Source organism: Streptomyces sp. NPDC020845, assembly GCF_044334165.1.
Classification (GTDB): domain Bacteria; phylum Actinomycetota; class Actinomycetes; order Streptomycetales; family Streptomycetaceae; genus Streptomyces.
The window spans coordinates 1-15,999 of the sequence record NZ_JBIRSJ010000047.1; the positions used below are offsets into that span (position 1 = coordinate 1).

Below are 15,999 nucleotides of genomic sequence, written 5' to 3' on the forward strand. Positions count from 1 at the left end.
TCGATGGGGAGGTATCCCGCACCCGTCTTGAGGATGGCCAGCAGGGTGACGACCAGTTCGGCCGAGCGTGGCAGCGCCACCGCCACCAGCCGTTCCGGCCCGGCCCCCCGCCCGATCAGGTACCGGGCGAGCCGGTTGACCCGCCCGTTCAGCTCGCCGTACGACACCTCCTGACCCTCGAAAACAACCGCGACCGCGTCCGGAGTGCGCTCGACCTGGGCTTCGAAGAGCTCGGGCAGCAGGGCGTCCGGGAGCGGGTGTGCGGTGTCGTTCCACTGGGTGAGGACTTGGTGCCGCTCGGTGTCGCCGAGGACGTCGATCTGGCTGACGGGCAGGTCCGGGTCCGTGGTGACCGACTCCAGAACCCGCACCAGCCGGGCGGCCAACAACTCCATCGACGCCGGATCGAACAGATCGGTCCGGTAGTCGACATGCCCACTCAACCCACCCGGACTGCCATCCCCCGCACGCAGCTCGCTGAGATTGACCGTCAGATCGAACTTGACCGCCACCGCGCCCAACGGCTGATCCGTGATGTCCAGGCCGGGCATGGTGAGGTCCGGCTGGCTGTTGTTCTGGAAGGAGAGCATCACCTGGAACAGCGGATGCCGCGCCATCGACCGCTCCGGGTTCAACACCTCCACCAACCGCTCGAACGGCACATCCTGATGCGCGAACGCACCCAGATCCGTCTCCCGTACCCGCCCCACCAACTCACGGAACGTCGGATCACCACTCACATCCGTACGCAGCACCAACGTGTTCACAAAGAAACCGACCAGATCATCCAGAGCATCATCCGTACGCCCCGCGACCGGAGTACCGATCGGAACATCCGTACCCGCGCCCATCCGGGCCAGCAGAACAGCCAGAGCAGCCTGAACAACCATGAACACACTCGCCCCACCACCCCGCGCCAGCTCCACCAGCCGCCCATGCACCCCGGCCGGCACCCGCACCCCCACACTCCCACCCACATGCGACGCCACCGCCGGCCGCGGCCGGTCCACCGGCAACTCCAACTGCTCCGGCACACCCGCTAGAACACCCCGCCAATAACCCAACTGCCGAGAAATCACACTCCCCGGATCATCCTCACTCCCCAACACCTCACGCTGCCACAACGTGTAATCCGCATACTGCACCTCCAACGGCACCCACCCCGGCACACCACCCCCCAAACGCGCCCCATACGCCACCGACAGATCCCGCGCCAACGGCGTCATCGACCACCCATCAGCCGCAATATGATGCACCACCACCAACAACACAAACTCACCCCCACCCAGCACAAACAACCGCACCCGCAACGGCAGATCACACGACAGATCAAACCCAGCCCCCGCCTCCCTCACCAACAACCCAGCCAACTCACCCTCACCCACCCCCACCACATCAACCACCTCAAACGACGGCACCGCCACCCCAACCCCCACCACCCGCTGAAACGGCTCCCCATCCACCTGCGGAAACACCGTCCGCAAACTCTCATGCCGCCCCACCACATCACCCACCGCCAACCGCAACGCCCCCACATCCAACCGCCCCCGCAACCGCAACAACAACGGCACGTTATACGTACCCGACACCCCCTCCAACTGCCCCAAAAACCACAACCGACGCTGCGCAAAGGACACCGGCACCGCCTCGGGCCGCACGCGCACGCCGAGCTTGGCCTGGGCGGCGTTCCCCGTCGACGCCTCAAGGTGTACGGCCAGGTCGGCCACGGTCGGGGCCTCGAACAGGGCGCGGATGCTGAGGTCGGTGTCCAGGGTGGTTCGTATACGGCTGATCAGGCGTGTGGCCAGCAGTGAGTGTCCGCCGAGCGCGAAGAAGCTGTCGTCGATGCCAACCTCGGCGACACCCAGCACCTCCGCGAACAGACCGCACAGAACCTCCTCCCTCGGTGTCCGCGGCCCACGCCCGGATATGGTTGCCGCGTGGTCGGGGGCAGGCAGAGCCTTGCGGTCCAGCTTGCCGTTCGGCGTCAGTGGCAGGCGTTCCAACACCACCAAGGCGGACGGCACCATGTAGTCCGGCAGGCGATCCCTGACGGACCCCAGCACGGCTGCCGTGTCGGTCTGCACCTCACTGTCGGCGGGTGGCACCACGTATCCGACCAGACGCCTGTCGCCCGGACGGTCTTCGCGCACCAGCACCGCTGCCTGCGCCACTGTGTCCTGTGCGGCCAGAACGGCTTCGATCTCACCCAGCTCGATACGGAAACCGCGCACCTTCACCTGGGCGTCCGCACGCCCTACGAACTCCAGCTGCCCGTCCGCCCGCCACCGGACCACATCCCCCGTCCGGTACATCCGCGACCCCGCCGCCGTGCCGAACGGATTCGCCACAAACCGCTCCGCCGTCACGGCGGGCTGGTTCACATAGCCACGCGCCAGGCCGGGCCCTGCCACATACAGCTCCCCCGCCACGCCTACCGGCACCGGCTGCAGTCCGGCATCCAGCACATACACACTGAGGTCGGCTATCTGGCGGCCGATGACGCCCACTTCTCCGGCCGGGGAGGCCGCGCTGAGCGGAGCGAAGGTGACGTGAACCGTGGTTTCGGTGATGCCGTACATGTTCACCAGGACAGGGCGCTCACCAGAATGCCGCTGGTACCAGTCCGTCAGCCGCCGCGTGTCGAGCGCTTCGCCGCCGAAGATGATGAAACGGGTGGCGGAGAACCAATCCTGGGCCGTTTCCCCGGCCCCGGCCCCGGCCCCAGCCCCAGCCTCCCCCTCGGCCTCGGCCTGCATCAGTTGGTAAAAAGCGGAAGGCGTCTGATTGAGGATCGTCACGCCTTCGTCGCGGATCAGTTTGAGCATCAGGTCCGGGGAACGGCTTGCCGTGTAACTGACCACGACAAGGCGACCACCGTGCAGGAGAGATCCCCATACCTCCCAGACGGAGAAGTCGAAGGCATACGAATGGAACATGGTCCAGACGTCCGTGGCCTGGAACTGGAACCGGTCCTTCGTAGCCGACAGCAGACGGACCACATTCTCGTGCGTGACCGCGACGCCTTTGGGCCGGCCCGTCGAGCCAGAGGTGTAGATGACATAGGCCGGGTGTCGGGGCAGAAGTGCCGTCGCCCTGTCCTCATCCGCAACATCAGCATCCGGACAGCCCTCGATGGACTTCGCCGTCTCGACCTCGTCGAGCAGGATGAGTTGAGTCTGCTCCGGCGAATGCCGGACCGCGTCCTGAAGCAGGCGGTCGTTGATGGTGCTGCGCGTGACGAGCAGGGCGGGTTCGGCGTCCTGGAGCATTCCGCGGATACGGTCGGCCGGGTAATCGGGGTCGACGGGCACATATCCCGCCCCCGACTTGAGCACCGCCAACAACGCCACCACCAGTTCGGCAGACCGAGGCAGTGCTAAGGCCACGAGCCGTTCGGGCCCTGCGCCTCGCGCGACAAGATGCCGCGCCAGCCGGTTCGCCCGCGCGTTGAGCTCCCCGTACGTCAGCTCCTGGCCTTCGAAGACCACGGCCACAGCGTCCGGCGCACTCCGCGCCTGTGCCTCGAAGAGTTCCGGCAGCGTCGCGTCCGACTTCTGGTATACCGGGTCGTTCCATCCGTGAAGGAGCTGCCGTCGTTCGGCAGGATCCAGGAGGTCGGCCTGTCCGATGGCGGTGTCCGGCTCGGCGATCAGGTTCTTGAGAAGCCGGAGGAAGTTCCTCTGCAGACGCTCCAGCTCTTCACGGCTGTACAGCGCGGCGTTTCCGTCGAAGTCTATGGAAATGCCGGAACCGTCATCTCCACCGCGTACGACGATGCACAGGTCACGCACAGGGCCGTTGGAGAGGTTGTGCGGGATGACGGGCCGGTCGGTGAAGTAGATGTCCTCATCGAAGGAGATGATGTTCGCGGAGACATTCCACAGGGGCTGGTCCCGGCCGAGAGACCGTAGCTCGCGGATGAGCTCTTCCGACCTGTAGCGCTGGCGACGAAGAGATCCGCGAACTTCGCGCGTCGATTGCTCGATCAGCGAAGTGAAGGTCATGTCCGGACGCAGGGTGAGGCGCAGGGCCAGGACGTCCGAGGCGGTGCTCGGGGTGATCCTTGAATTCGCGCTCTTGCGTCCCATCACGGGAAGTCCGAAGACAAGGTCCCGGCTTCCCGACAGTCGGTTCAGATACGCCGCGACGGCGGCGACCGCGACGACCGACCAGGTTGTGCGCGCGGTGAGGGCCAGCGCACGCAGGCGATCGGCTTCCGAGGGGTTCAAGTCGGCCGACGAGCGGAGGAAATCTCCGCCCTCGTGGGCGTTTCCGTTCCCGACGGCTGGGCTGACGGCGTCCGGGTGGTCCGCGAACTTATCGATCCAGTACTGCCGGTCGCTTGAGTATTTTTCGGAGACGCGGTACTCCGACTGCTCTCGAAGGAGCAGATCGTAGGATCCGAGGCTCCTGGCCGAGTAAGGAACCTCTTTCCTCAAGTCGTTGTATATCTCGGCGAGGCGGCGCTGGAATATGGCGCCGCCGTAGGAGTCCACCACAATGTGATGGGTTCGCGCATACCAAAGCGTCAGATCTTGAGAGACGGTGAACAGAGCGAACGTGTACAGCCGTCCGCAGCCCAGCTCTACCGGCTGGGCCAGATCCTGGTTGATCCATCGCTCCGCAGCCGCCATCGGGTCCGGCTCTGTCGACACATCGATGACGGACAGGTCGGGATCCGACGGGGTCTGGATGCATTGCCAGACCTTGTCGTCGTCCTCCTCGAAGTGGACGTGAAGCACCTCCGTTTCCCTGAATGTGTGACGGAAAGCCTCGCGAAACAGGGTCAGGTCCAGTTCGCCGTGGATTTCGACGAATTCGCCGACGTTGTATGAGCGGCCGGTCGGATCCAACTTGTGGCCAAACCAGATTCCCGACTGGGCCGTCGACAGTTCTCGACGTGTGTTCCGACCTTCAGGCATCGTCACTCACCTTGACCGTGTATTCCGTTCGCCTGTTCCGTCAGCGTGTACTGCTGCTTGTTGATGGGGACGCGGGACCGAGGCGGAGAAGAGGTCCCCATCAACAAGCTTGTTCATGTCTGGTCTACGAAGCCGCCTCGTTCATGGCCTTGACCAGGCTACGAGGGCGCATGTCGGTCCAGTGCTCGTTGATGTAGTCGAGGCACGCCTGTCGGCTGTCCTCGCCGTGCACGGAGACCCATCCGGCCGGTACCTCCACAAACGTGGGCCACAGGGAGTGCTGGCCTTCGTCGTTGACGAGAACCAGGTATGTGCCGTCGGGGTCTTCGAACGGGTTGCTCATGACTTTCCTCCACTCGAATGCATAACAGGACGGGTTTCGCTGCCGACTGCCGCCGGGCATCCTTCGCGTTTGTCTTACGGTTTTGTCTTACGGTTGGTCTTGCCGGACGCCGTCGAGCAGTCGAAGGATCGCGCAAGCGACCGAACCATCGGGGTCGATCGAGTTGACGACGCCGAGACGGCCAACGGATTCCGGGGAGCGGGCGGCAGCGCTGAGCATGCCGATCACGTCGAAGCCCGCAGAGGCCGCGGAGGTGTCGCCGATCAGATCCGAGACGGATGCGCGGGAGAGTGCGGCGGGGTCGAAGAGACTTCCGAGAAGCCTGTTTTCCTCTTCGCCCGCTGGTCCGGCAATTCCGCTGGGCATCACGGCCCAGACGTCGTCCGAGGTCGCCTTGGCAGTGGCCAGTGCGCCGTGCAGACATGCGCCGAGCACGCCGCTGAGGTCGTCGTCCGTGTTGACGCGGAACTCCACCGCGAGGACTTCGGCCAGGGCGGGACGGTGCCCAGAGGCCAGTGACGCTCCCGTCTCCAACAGCAGGAGCGCGCACCCCTCCCCCAAGACCACGTCCCCTCCCCCACGCCGGTGGTACTCCAGCCACGAGCGTGCGTTCGAGTACTCCTCCACGCCACCGCACAGCACTCGTTCGGCACGCCGATGCGTCAGCAGTCGCTGCCCGTATTTGAGAGCGAGCAGCGCGGCCGCCCGGCCGCCGGCGATGGTGCTGTTGGGTCCTTGAAGCTGGTGCCAGATGGCACTGGCTGAAGCGGCGCGGTTCATCACCATGTTCGGGGCGAGCGCGGCCGGCACATGGTGCGGTTTGGGGCCGGTCAGGGATGCCTTGGTGAAGTCCATATAGCCCTGGGGGGTACCGGTGGTGGTGCCCATGACCATGGCGATGTTCGGCCCGCCGGATATCGGGGCTTCCTCGGGCGCCTCGTGGAAAAGTTCGCGTACCGCGGTGACCGCCAAGGCGGCCTCACGCCCCAGTACGCGCGTTCCGCTCTTTCCCAGAACTTCTCGTATGTTGAAGTGCGGAACCAGGCAGATGTTGGTATCCGGGACTGTCTGCCAATCATCGGGATCCGGGGGTGCTGCGGTCTTTCGCCCGGCGTGAAGTCCCTCGGAGAATGCAGCGCTGCCTATTCCGAAGGGGGAAACAGCCGACCATCTGGAGATATAGATCTGATTCGGACCGCCGGGCTCGTCGCTCATCGCTGGTGTTCCCTCTCTAGAAGCAGGCACGCGGGATGCGCGACTCAACGCGGATCTTTGGTGTATTTGCCGAGCATGACGACGGCGTTGTTCCCACCGAACGCAAGGCCGTTGTTCTGCACGATTCGCACCTCCGCGTCGAGACTTTGATTGGGGACGCAGTCGATGGGGCATTCCGGGTCCGGCCGGCGGTGGTTTGCCGTCGGCGGGATGAATCCGTGCGTGATGGCGAGGGCCCCGGCGATGGCCCCGAGGGCGCTCGCCGCCCCCATGGTGTGGCCGATCATGGACTTGATGCCGACCATCGGGGGTGGGCTGTCGCCGTAGACCTGCTGAATCGCCCGAGTCTCGGTGAGGTCGTTGGTTTTGGTGCCGGTGCCGTGCGCGGAGATGAGGTCGACGTCCTCGGGCTTCAGGTCCGCGTCGTCGAGCGCGAGGCGTATACAGCGTGCGACGCTGTCCGCTTCGGGTGCGGTGGGATGGTGCGCATCGCAGTTCAGCCCGTATCCCAGGATTTCCGCATAGACATGCGCTCCCCGTGCGAGCGCTGACTCTTCGCTTTCGAGAAGCATGACGCCGGCCCCCTCGCCGGTCAGCAGCCCTTCTCGGTCCGCGTCGAAGGGGCGGCATTCGTCAGGGGAGATCAGCCCGAGCCGGTAAAATCCTGCGAAGTTCTTGCGGCACAGCCCGTCGGTTCCGCCTACCAGCGCATAGTCGACTTCGCCTGAACGCACCGCGTCAAGGCCACTGCCCAGCGCGTAGTTACCGGCGGAGCAGGCCGTGGGAATCGTCGAGACTTCGACGTCGGAGAGCCTGAATTCCTTGGCGACAGCCATCGACAGGCTCAGGGCGGGGGCTCGGCGGGCGATCTCCGGTTCCATGCGGTCCGGCCCATGCCGGAGCGCCGTCTCCGCCAAGTGATCGAGGTCATGGCCTTCGCCATCGGTTGTCCCGATCGCTATCAGGCCGCGCTTGCTCCGTAGATCCTCTTCGGCCAGCTCGGCGTCTGCCACGGCCATGCGTGCGGCCGCTACCGAAAACTGTGATGCCCGGCCGAGGTCCGCGAGCGGGACCCGATGGATATGGTCCGTCAGATCGATATTGGATACTTGGTGGCCGCGCGCGTACTGAAATCCAGCGGTATCGAACAAGGTGATAGGAGCGGTGCCGACACGCCCGGCACGCAAGGCATCTTTATATTCCGTCACCCCGTTACCAACGCTGGAAAGCACTCCCGCTCCGGTGAGGAGCACCCGGCGACGACTCGGGTCAGCTTCCCTTGTTGACAAGGCTACTTGGCTCCGTATTCGTCGAGTATCTCCAGGATGGCGTCAATGTTGACCATCCGCGAGGCCGCCTTGGGGTCGATCTCAACAGAAAAAGTCGTCTCAAGGTGGGTGAGAATCTCGATGGCATCGAGTGAGTCGGCACCATGCTCTTCGACGAGCAGGCCGGTTCGGGTGAGGCTCGACTCATCCAGCTCAACAACGTTAGCAACGATCTCGCGGACCTTCGCCTCGCGCTCGTCGTCAGACAATGCGATCCCCCATCTCTCAGCACACAAGGTTGCAGGCAGGCTCAGGCCAGGCGCTGGTTCGCTGCGATTAACCAGGCCCGGTCATCCTCCGCAGGATTCTCTCCGGGACACGGCTCGGCATGAACGCCGATCATTTAGGCCTCAACCGCTTCCAGGCATCCCCCTCGGGCGCAGTGTATCCAGCAACTGCGCCACTTCGTCTACCAGTTCTCCAGATTCCTCGCGCAATCTGCCCTGGATGCAGGTCACTTGAACGAAGACATCCCATTTCATCTGCTTGGCGCCATGTCAAGAACCCGGGTTGACCCCACGCACTCATCCGCTCACCCCGAGTTTCACTTCCGGCAGTTGACGGCAGGCGCTTCGCTCAACTTGTACAAGAGAGGAACCTCCACAGAAGCCGATAGGCCAGTAGGGTCAGTTACGCACAACTCAGGCCATGCCAGGCTTGCTTGGGATCGGCTGGGCGTCCCCGGTGGGGCGACAGCCACGTTGGAGAGGATTCGGACGGTTGATAGCTCCGAGTTGGCAACCGCGTGAACTGACTCCGGACAGCGGGAGTGTGTCAGCGAGCCCGGCCGGACTGGTCGACCTGTTAAACCTGGTCGATCTGACCGATTTGCTGGTGAAAGAGAAGGCGCTCGTCTTCCGTGGATTCGGTATCACCGCCGAGTCCTATGACGAGGTGGCCACCGCCCTCCTGCCTCGCCGCCTGGCGTACATCCATGGAAACTCGCCGCGTACCAAAGTCGGACAGAACGTCTACACATCGACCGAATACCCGCCCGAGTTCACCATCTCTATGCACAATGAGATGTCGTACGCACACACTTGGCCATCTCGCCTGTTGTTCTTCTGCGAGCAGGCCCCGACCAGCGGCGGCGCCACTCCTGTGGTCGACGGACAACTCTGGTTGGAGTCCATAGACCCCGAGATTCAAGACGCGTTCGCGGGAGGAGTCCGGTACATTCAGAACCTCCACGACGGTTACGGGCTCGGCAAGAGCTGGCAGGCCACGTTCGAGACCGAGGACCCCGCTGAGGTCGAGGCGTTCCTGGATAAGGCCGGAGCCGATTGGAAATGGAAGGGCGACGGCACTCTCTGGATCAGCCAACTGCGCCCGGCCACGACACGGCACCCCGTCACCGACACCGAGGTGTGGTTCAACCAGGCTGATCAGTTCCACATCGCGGGCCTGGGCGACGATGCCCGGGAGATGGCCGAGTTGTTGTCCGAAGACGAGATGCCGCAGTCCGTCACCTTCGCCGACGGCAGCCCCATCCCCGCCGAGTACATCACGCATATCCAGGAGATCGGGCTTCGCCTGGCCGTCGATGTGGATTGGCAGGCCGGGAGTCTGCTCCTCATCGACAACGTGCTCGTGGGCCACGGGCGACGGCCGTTCGCCGGCCCACGCCGGGTGTTGGTCGCGATGTCGGACTGACGGTGTCTTCGGACTGAAAGTGTCGAGGGACGGGTGATGGCACGATCAGCGGCCGCGGGAAGGCCGAACCAGCGCTCGATGAACTTCAAGGGGTCGAGCAAACGGCTTATTGCCCAGTTCAAACCGGAACGGGTCACGGTCTTCGCCATGCTGCTCGTCGGCGTGCCGAGCGTCGCGCTGTCCGTATTGGGGCCGAAGATCCTCGGCGAGGCAACCGACCTGATTTTCGCCGGGCTGGTCGGGCGCCAGTTTCCCGGTGGAGTGTCCAAAGAACAGGCCATCGCCGAGATGCGAGCCAAGGGCGAGGACGGTGTGGGTGTCCTGTCCGGGGTGGACTTCACGCCTGGCAAGGGCATCGACTCGGGCGCGGTGGGCTCCGTCGTACTGCTCGCCCTCGGCGTCTTTCTGCTGGCCGGGCTACTGATGGCGGTGGCGACTCGGCTGTCCAACCGCGCGATCAACCGAACGGTGTTCCGGATGCGCGGGGAGGTGCAGGCCAAGCTGTCACGACTGCCACTGTCGTACTTCGACACACGGCAGCGGGGGGAGGTGCTCAGCCGGGCCACCAATGACCTCGACAACATCAATCAGGTTCTGCAGCAGACGATGGGCCAGCTCATCAACTCGCTGTTCACCATCGTCGGCGTGCTGGGGATGATGTTCTGGATCTCCCCCCTGCTGGCGTTGGTCGCGCTGATCACCGTGCCGCTGTCGGCGGTGGTGGCCATGCGGGTCGGGAAGCGGTCGCAGCCGCTGTTCGCTCAGCAGTGGAAGTCCACCGGCAAGCTGAACGGGCACATCGAGGAGATGTACACCGGTCATTCCCTGGTGAAGGCCTTCGGCCGCGAAGAGGCATCGGCCCGGGCGTTCGCCGAACACAACGAAGCGCTCTACCGAGCCGGTTTCAAGGCCCAGTTCAACAGCGGGCTCATGCAGCCCCTGATGTTCTTCATCTCGAACCTGAACTATGTGCTGGTGGCGGTCGTGGGCGGGCTGCGGGTGGCCTCCGGTGCGCTGTCCATCGGAGAGGTGCAGGCGTTCATCCAGTACTCACGGCAAATCAGCCAGCCACTGACGCAGGTGGCCTCGATGGCGAACATGGTGCAATCGGGGGTCGCCTCCGCTGAGCGGATCTTCGAGCTGCTGGACGCGGAGGAACAATCGCCCGAACCCGGCTCGTCCGCCCGCTCCGCAGAGCTGAAGGGCAGTGAGCCCACAGGGCTCAAGGGCGGCGGGTCCGCAGGGCTCGAGGCCGACAGGTCCGCAGGGCTGAAGGGCAGCGTCTCATTCGAAAACGTATCGTTCCGCTACGACCCCGATAGACCGCTCATCGAGGACCTGTCGCTGACCGTCGCGCCCGGGCAGACCGTCGCCATCGTCGGACCGACCGGTGCCGGGAAGACCACGCTGGTCAACCTGTTGATGCGCTTTTACGAGCTGACCGGCGGGCGGATCACGGTGGACGGGGTCGACATCTCACATATGCCTCGCGAGGAGCTGCGGGCCGGCATCGGCATGGTCCTCCAGGACACCTGGCTGTTCGGTGGCACCATCGCGGACAATATCGCCTACGGCTCCGCCCGATCCGTCACCCGCCACGAGATCGAAGAGGCGGCGCGTGCCGCGCATGCCGACCGCTTCATCCGAACACTGCCGGACGGTTACGACACGGTCCTCGACGACGAGGGAGCGGGCGTGAGCGCCGGTGAGAAGCAGCTCATCACCATCGCCCGCGCCTTTATCTCCGATCCCGTGATCCTCGTCCTGGACGAGGCGACCAGCTCGGTCGACACCCGCACCGAAGCACTGATCCAGAAGGCGATGGCACAGCTTTCTCACGGCCGTACGAGCTTTGTCGTCGCTCACCGACTCTCGACCATCCGCGATGCGGACACGATCTTGGTGATGGAGGACGGCTCGATCGTCGAGCAGGGCACACACGAGAAGTTGTTGGCGGCCGGTGGAGCCTACGCCCGGCTCTACAAGGCGCAATTCGAGCAGGTTGCCGCGGCAGCCGACTAGACACAACGGCATCGCAGCCTACATCGAGACCGACGTCGTAATCGGCATCGTAATCGACATCGAAAAGGCCATCTAAAAACGGGGACAAGTTGCTCAGCACAGGTTTCAATCCAACAGATCGCTGGATCCGCCGGAACAGAACTTCAAGCAACTTGCGCATGCGCTTGGTCTGCTTCCCGCACGCAGGCGGCTCCGCCAATTTTTTCTATTCTTGGTCAGATTTCCTGCCGACCGATGTGGAATTGCTCTCCGTCCAGTACCCGGGCCGACAGGAACGCCTCACCGAACCCTGCGTCGAGAACATGGACGAACTCGTTGCCGGGATCACCCATTCTCTGTCGCGTTTCCTCGACCGCCCCTTCGTTCTCTTCGGACACAGCATGGGGGCATCGGTAGCCTTCGAGGTCTCTCGTCAGCTGGAAAGAACCTTCGGAGTCAGCCCGAGAATGCTGTACGTCTCAGGACAAGAGGCTCCCCACACGCCAATGAGGCGGGAGCCCGTCAGCGACGATGACGCAGCCCTGCTCTCCGAAATCCGCAGGATAAACGGCGGCAATGCGGAAGCGCTCGACGACCCGGACCTCAGGGACTTGGCGCTACCGGCAATACGCGCCGATTTCCGCCTACTTGAGGCGTACCGCCCCCAGCCGGTCAGATCGATTTCGGCGCCTATCACCTCGTATGTGGGTGACCAGGACGCCGACGTGGACTTCGACAGCGCGCGGGCATGGGCGCAATCGACGCGAGGGGCCTTCCGCTTCCAGACCTTCCCTGGTGGGCACTTCTATCTATCGGATTGCCAACCGGGATTTGTCTCCGATCTCGTCCGCGCAGCGGATCACTAGCCTGCCTCAGCAGGTTCACTCGCAACCTCCGCCAATCCTCACCCTGGCGACGACTTCTCCCTACTCGATTATCAAGAAGGGACACGGCTTGTGATTCCGGTGTCTTTTGCGCAGCGTCGGTTGTGGTTTTTGGGTCAGTTGGAGGGGTTGTCGGGTACGTATAACGTGCCGTTGTCGTTGCGGTTGCGGGGGCGGTTGGACGTGGGGGCGTTGCGGTTGGCGGTGGGTGATGTGGTGAGGCGGCATGAGAGTTTGCGGACGGTGTTTCCGCAGGTGGACGGGCAGCCCTTTCAGCGGATTGTGGAGGCTGGGGTGGCGGTGCCGTCGTTTGAGGTGGTTGACGTGGTGGGGGTGGGTGAGGGTGAGTTGGCTGGGTTGTTGGTGAGGGAGGCGGGGGCTGGGTTTGATCTGTCGTGTGATCTGCCGTTGCGGGTGCGGTTGTTTGTGCTGGGTGCAGATGAGTTTGTGTTGTTGGTGGTGGTACATCATATTGCGGCTGATGGGTGGTCGATGGCGCCGTTCGCGCGAGATCTGTCGCTGGCTTATGCGGCGCGTGTGGCCGGTGGTGTGCCGGGATGGGAGCCGCTGGAGGTGCAGTATGCGGATTACACGTTGTGGCAGCGTGAGGTCCTGGGCAGTGAGGATGACCCGGACAGTGTGATCTCGCGGCAACTGGCCTACTGGACCGCTGCTCTGGTGGGGGTACCGGAGCAGTTGGAGTTGCCGGTGGACCGGCCGCGGCCGGCGGTGGCGTCGCATGTGGGTGGCAGTGTGACGGTGCGGGTTCCGGCCGGGGTGCACGGACGGCTGGTGGAGCTGGCGCAGGGCAGCGGTGCGAGTGTGTTCATGGTGGTGCAGGCGGCTTTGGCTGTGTCGTTGATGAGGATGGGTGCGGGGTGTGACATTCCGATCGGCACGGCGGTGGCCGGGCGTACGGATGATGCTCTGGATGATCTGGTCGGTTTCTTCGTCAACACGCTGGTCCTGCGTACGGATGTCAGTGGGGATCCCACGTTCCGCGAGCTGGTGGAGCGGGTCCGGGAGACGGACCTGGCCGCCTACGCCCACCAGGACGTTCCGTTCGAGCGTTTGGTGGAGGTGCTGAATCCACAGCGGTCGATGGCCCGGCATCCGCTGTTCCAGGTGATGCTCTCCTTCCAGAACAACACCCGGCCAGACCTCACCATGCCCGGCCTGGAGATCACTCACCAGCCGCTACAAGACGTCTCCGCCAGGTTCGACCTGACGCTCAACCTCGGTGAACACCGCGCCGAAGACGGTGCTCCCAACGGCATGACCGGCCGACTCGACTACCGCACCGACCTGTTCGACCAGACCACCATTGAGGCGATGGCTGCTCGTTTTGTGCGGGTGTTGGAGGCGATCGCTGCGGATCCGGATGTGCCGGTGGGGCGCATTGATGTGTTGGGTGAGGCCGAGCGGCGGCAGTTGCTGGTCGAGTGGAATGACACGGCGCATGCGGTGCCGGATGTGGTGGTGCCGGAGTTGTTCGAGGCGCAGGTGGCGCGGACTCCGGATGCGATGGCGGTGGTGTGCGAGGGTGAGGAGCTGAGCTATGGCGAGTTGAATGTGCGGGCGAACCGGCTGGCCCGGTACCTGATCGGGCAGGGGGCCGGGCCTGAGCGGCTGGTGGCGGTGGCCCTGCCGCGCTCGGTCGACCTGGTGGTGGCGCTGCTGGCCGTAATGAAGTCGGGAGCGGGGTATGTGCCCGTGGATCCCGAGCTGCCCGCGGAGCGCATCAGCTACCTGCTGCGGGATGCCGATCCACTGCTCCTGGTCACCGACACCACAACCACCTTGCTGCCCGCTCTGGCCGGGCGGCCAGCCGGGGACGAGCTGTCCGTGGTGGTGGATGCTGCGGAGACGGCTGCGCGGATCGCCGCACAGTCCGGCACAAACGTGTGCGACACCGACCGCGCGGGCGTACTGCTGCCGGGGCATCCGGTGTACGCCATCTATACTTCCGGCTCCACCGGCCGGCCCAAAGGTGTGGTCATCCCCCACCAGGGCCTGGTGAACTACCTGGCCCGCGCCACCGAGGCATACCCTGAACTGTCCGGCACCACCGTCGCCCACGCCTCCATCTCCTTCGACATCGGCATCACGGTGCTCTACGGCACCCTGATCTGCGGCGGACAGGTCCACATCGCCCCCTGGGACTCCGCCCCCACATCCCCACACCCCAACAACGAGCCGGTCAGCCTGGTCAAGATCACCCCCAGCCACCTCGCCCTCCTGGACGATTCCGCCCACCAGCCATCCGGCCGCCTCATCATCGCTGGCGAACCCCTCCCCACCGAAGCCCTCCACACCTGGCACACCCACCACCCCCACACCGCCGTCACCAACAGCTACGGCCCCACCGAAACCACCGTCGCCGCCACCGACCACACCATCCCCACACCCACCGGCGGGGCGTCGGGCACCGGAACCATCCCCATCGGCCGCCCCATGTGGAACACCCGTACCTACGTCCTGGACCATGCCCTGCGCCCTGCGCCCGCGGGAGTGGCGGGAGAGCTGTACATCGCGGGCACCGGCCTGGCCCGCGGATACCTCCACCAACCCGTCCTCACAGCTGAACGCTTCGTCCCGGATCCGTTCGGCCCGCCCGGCACCCGCATGTACCGCACCGGCGACCTCGCCCGCTGGAACACCAACGGCACACTCGAACACCTCGGCCGCACCGACACCCAGGTCAAGGTGCGTGGTTTTCGTATTGAGCTAGGTGAGGTCGAGGCTGCTATGGGTGGGGTTGAGGGGGTGGCTCAGGCGGCTGCTGTGGTGCGTGAGGATCGGCCTGGTGAGAAGCGGTTGGTGGGTTATGTGGTGCCCGCGGATGTGGAGGCGGGTGTCGATACGGCCCTGGTGCTTGAGAGGGTCAGAGGTCGGCTTCCTGATTACATGGTGCCCTCGGCGCTGGTGGTGCTCGGGCGGCTGCCGTTGACGGGGAACGGGAAGCTGGACCGGGCGGCATTGCCTGTTCCTGATGTTGCGGTGGCTGCTTCCGGGCGGGTGGCGCGGACACCTCGGGAGGAGGTGTTGTGCCGGCTGTTCGCTGAGGTTCTTGGGGTTCCTGGCGTCGGGATCGATGATGGTTTCTTCGATCTGGGTGGCGACAGCATTGTGTCGATCCAGTTGGTTGCTCGTGCGCGGGCGGTGGGTTTGGTGTTCACGCCGCGGGATGTGTTCGAGCGTAAGACTGTGGAAGCTCTCGCCCGGGTCGCCGCAGAGCCTGGTGCCATGGATGCCGGGACCGGTACTCCCGGCGGTGGGGTGGGTGGTGTTGTTCTGACGCCGGTGATGCATCGGTTGCGTGAGCTGGGTGGTGGGGTGGACCGGTTCAGTCAGGGTGTCCTGCTCCAGGCGCCTGCCGGGCTGGGCGTGGAGCATCTGACGACCGCGGTGCAGACCGTCCTCGACCACCACGATGCCCTCCGCGCCCGTCTGACCGTCCACGACGACTCCACCTGGGACCTGCACATCCCGCCCGCCGGCCAGATCGACGCCGCGCAGTGCGTGCGGCGTGTGGATGTCACCGGTGTGGCCGACGACGATCTGCACGAGGTCATCGCGGCGGAGGCGGACTCCGCCCGCGGGCGGTTGTCGCCGGTATCGGGGGTGATGGTTCAGGCGGTGTGGTTCGA

The 15,999-nt window shown here is 64.7% G+C and carries 9 protein-coding genes; 4 read left to right on the forward strand and 5 right to left on the reverse strand.

Features of this window, described 5'->3' with window-relative positions:
- The 5 genes from ACH4U7_RS52295 to ACH4U7_RS52315 form a co-directional block, all read right to left on the reverse strand.
- Positions 1-4,925 (reverse strand): amino acid adenylation domain-containing protein (locus tag ACH4U7_RS52295; protein WP_398534803.1); only part of this gene is annotated, 4,925 nt, incomplete at its 3' end.
- Between the two features lie 124 nt (positions 4,926-5,049).
- The gene (locus ACH4U7_RS52300) at positions 5,050-5,268 is read right to left on the reverse strand and encodes an MbtH family protein (RefSeq protein WP_089513805.1); all 219 of its coding nucleotides are present in this window, start codon (positions 5,266-5,268) and stop codon (positions 5,050-5,052) included.
- Positions 5,269-5,355: 87 nt separating this feature from the next.
- Positions 5,356-6,483 carry a beta-ketoacyl synthase N-terminal-like domain-containing protein gene (locus tag ACH4U7_RS52305; protein ID WP_398534804.1) on the reverse strand — a complete coding sequence of 376 codons (1,128 nt, stop codon included), beginning with the start codon at positions 6,481-6,483 and terminating at the stop codon, positions 5,356-5,358.
- A 44-nt stretch (positions 6,484-6,527) separates the two neighbouring features.
- Positions 6,528-7,772, reverse strand: coding sequence for a beta-ketoacyl-[acyl-carrier-protein] synthase family protein (locus tag ACH4U7_RS52310; RefSeq protein ID WP_398534805.1), 1,245 nt, complete (start codon positions 7,770-7,772; stop codon positions 6,528-6,530).
- A 2-nt stretch (positions 7,773-7,774) separates the two neighbouring features.
- Positions 7,775-8,020, reverse strand: a complete 246-nt coding sequence (locus ACH4U7_RS52315; RefSeq protein WP_158104730.1) for an acyl carrier protein — start codon at positions 8,018-8,020, stop codon at positions 7,775-7,777.
- 562 nt (positions 8,021-8,582) lie between these two features.
- On the opposite strand from ACH4U7_RS52315, the gene ACH4U7_RS52320 reads away from it, so the two are divergent.
- From ACH4U7_RS52320 to ACH4U7_RS52335, 4 genes are all read left to right on the forward strand, one after another.
- Complete coding sequence (locus ACH4U7_RS52320; RefSeq protein ID WP_398534806.1) at positions 8,583-9,464, forward strand: TauD/TfdA family dioxygenase; 882 nt, start codon at positions 8,583-8,585, stop codon at positions 9,462-9,464.
- A gap of 36 nt (positions 9,465-9,500) precedes the next feature.
- Complete coding sequence (locus ACH4U7_RS52325; protein ID WP_398534807.1) at positions 9,501-11,486, forward strand: ABC transporter ATP-binding protein; 1,986 nt, start codon at positions 9,501-9,503, stop codon at positions 11,484-11,486.
- Positions 11,487-11,644: 158 nt separating this feature from the next.
- On the forward strand, positions 11,645-12,331 hold the full coding sequence (locus ACH4U7_RS52330; protein WP_398534808.1) for a thioesterase II family protein: 687 nt from the start codon (positions 11,645-11,647) through the stop codon (positions 12,329-12,331).
- A 99-nt stretch (positions 12,332-12,430) separates the two neighbouring features.
- Positions 12,431-15,999: amino acid adenylation domain-containing protein (locus tag ACH4U7_RS52335; RefSeq protein ID WP_398534809.1), on the forward strand; the 3,569-nt coding region annotated here is incomplete at its 3' end.

Excerpts from the sequence above, each read along its gene's own strand:
- ACH4U7_RS52305 (WP_398534804.1), bottom strand. The coding sequence starts at position 6,483 with ATGAGCGACGAGCCCGGCGGTCCGAATCAGATCTATATCTCCAGATGG.
- ACH4U7_RS52330 (WP_398534808.1), top strand. The coding sequence starts at position 11,645 with ATGCGCTTGGTCTGCTTCCCGCACGCAGGCGGCTCCGCCAATTTTTTC.
- ACH4U7_RS52300 (WP_089513805.1), bottom strand. The coding sequence starts at position 5,268 with ATGAGCAACCCGTTCGAAGACCCCGACGGCACATACCTGGTTCTCGTC.
- ACH4U7_RS52325 (WP_398534807.1), top strand. The coding sequence starts at position 9,501 with ATGGCACGATCAGCGGCCGCGGGAAGGCCGAACCAGCGCTCGATGAAC.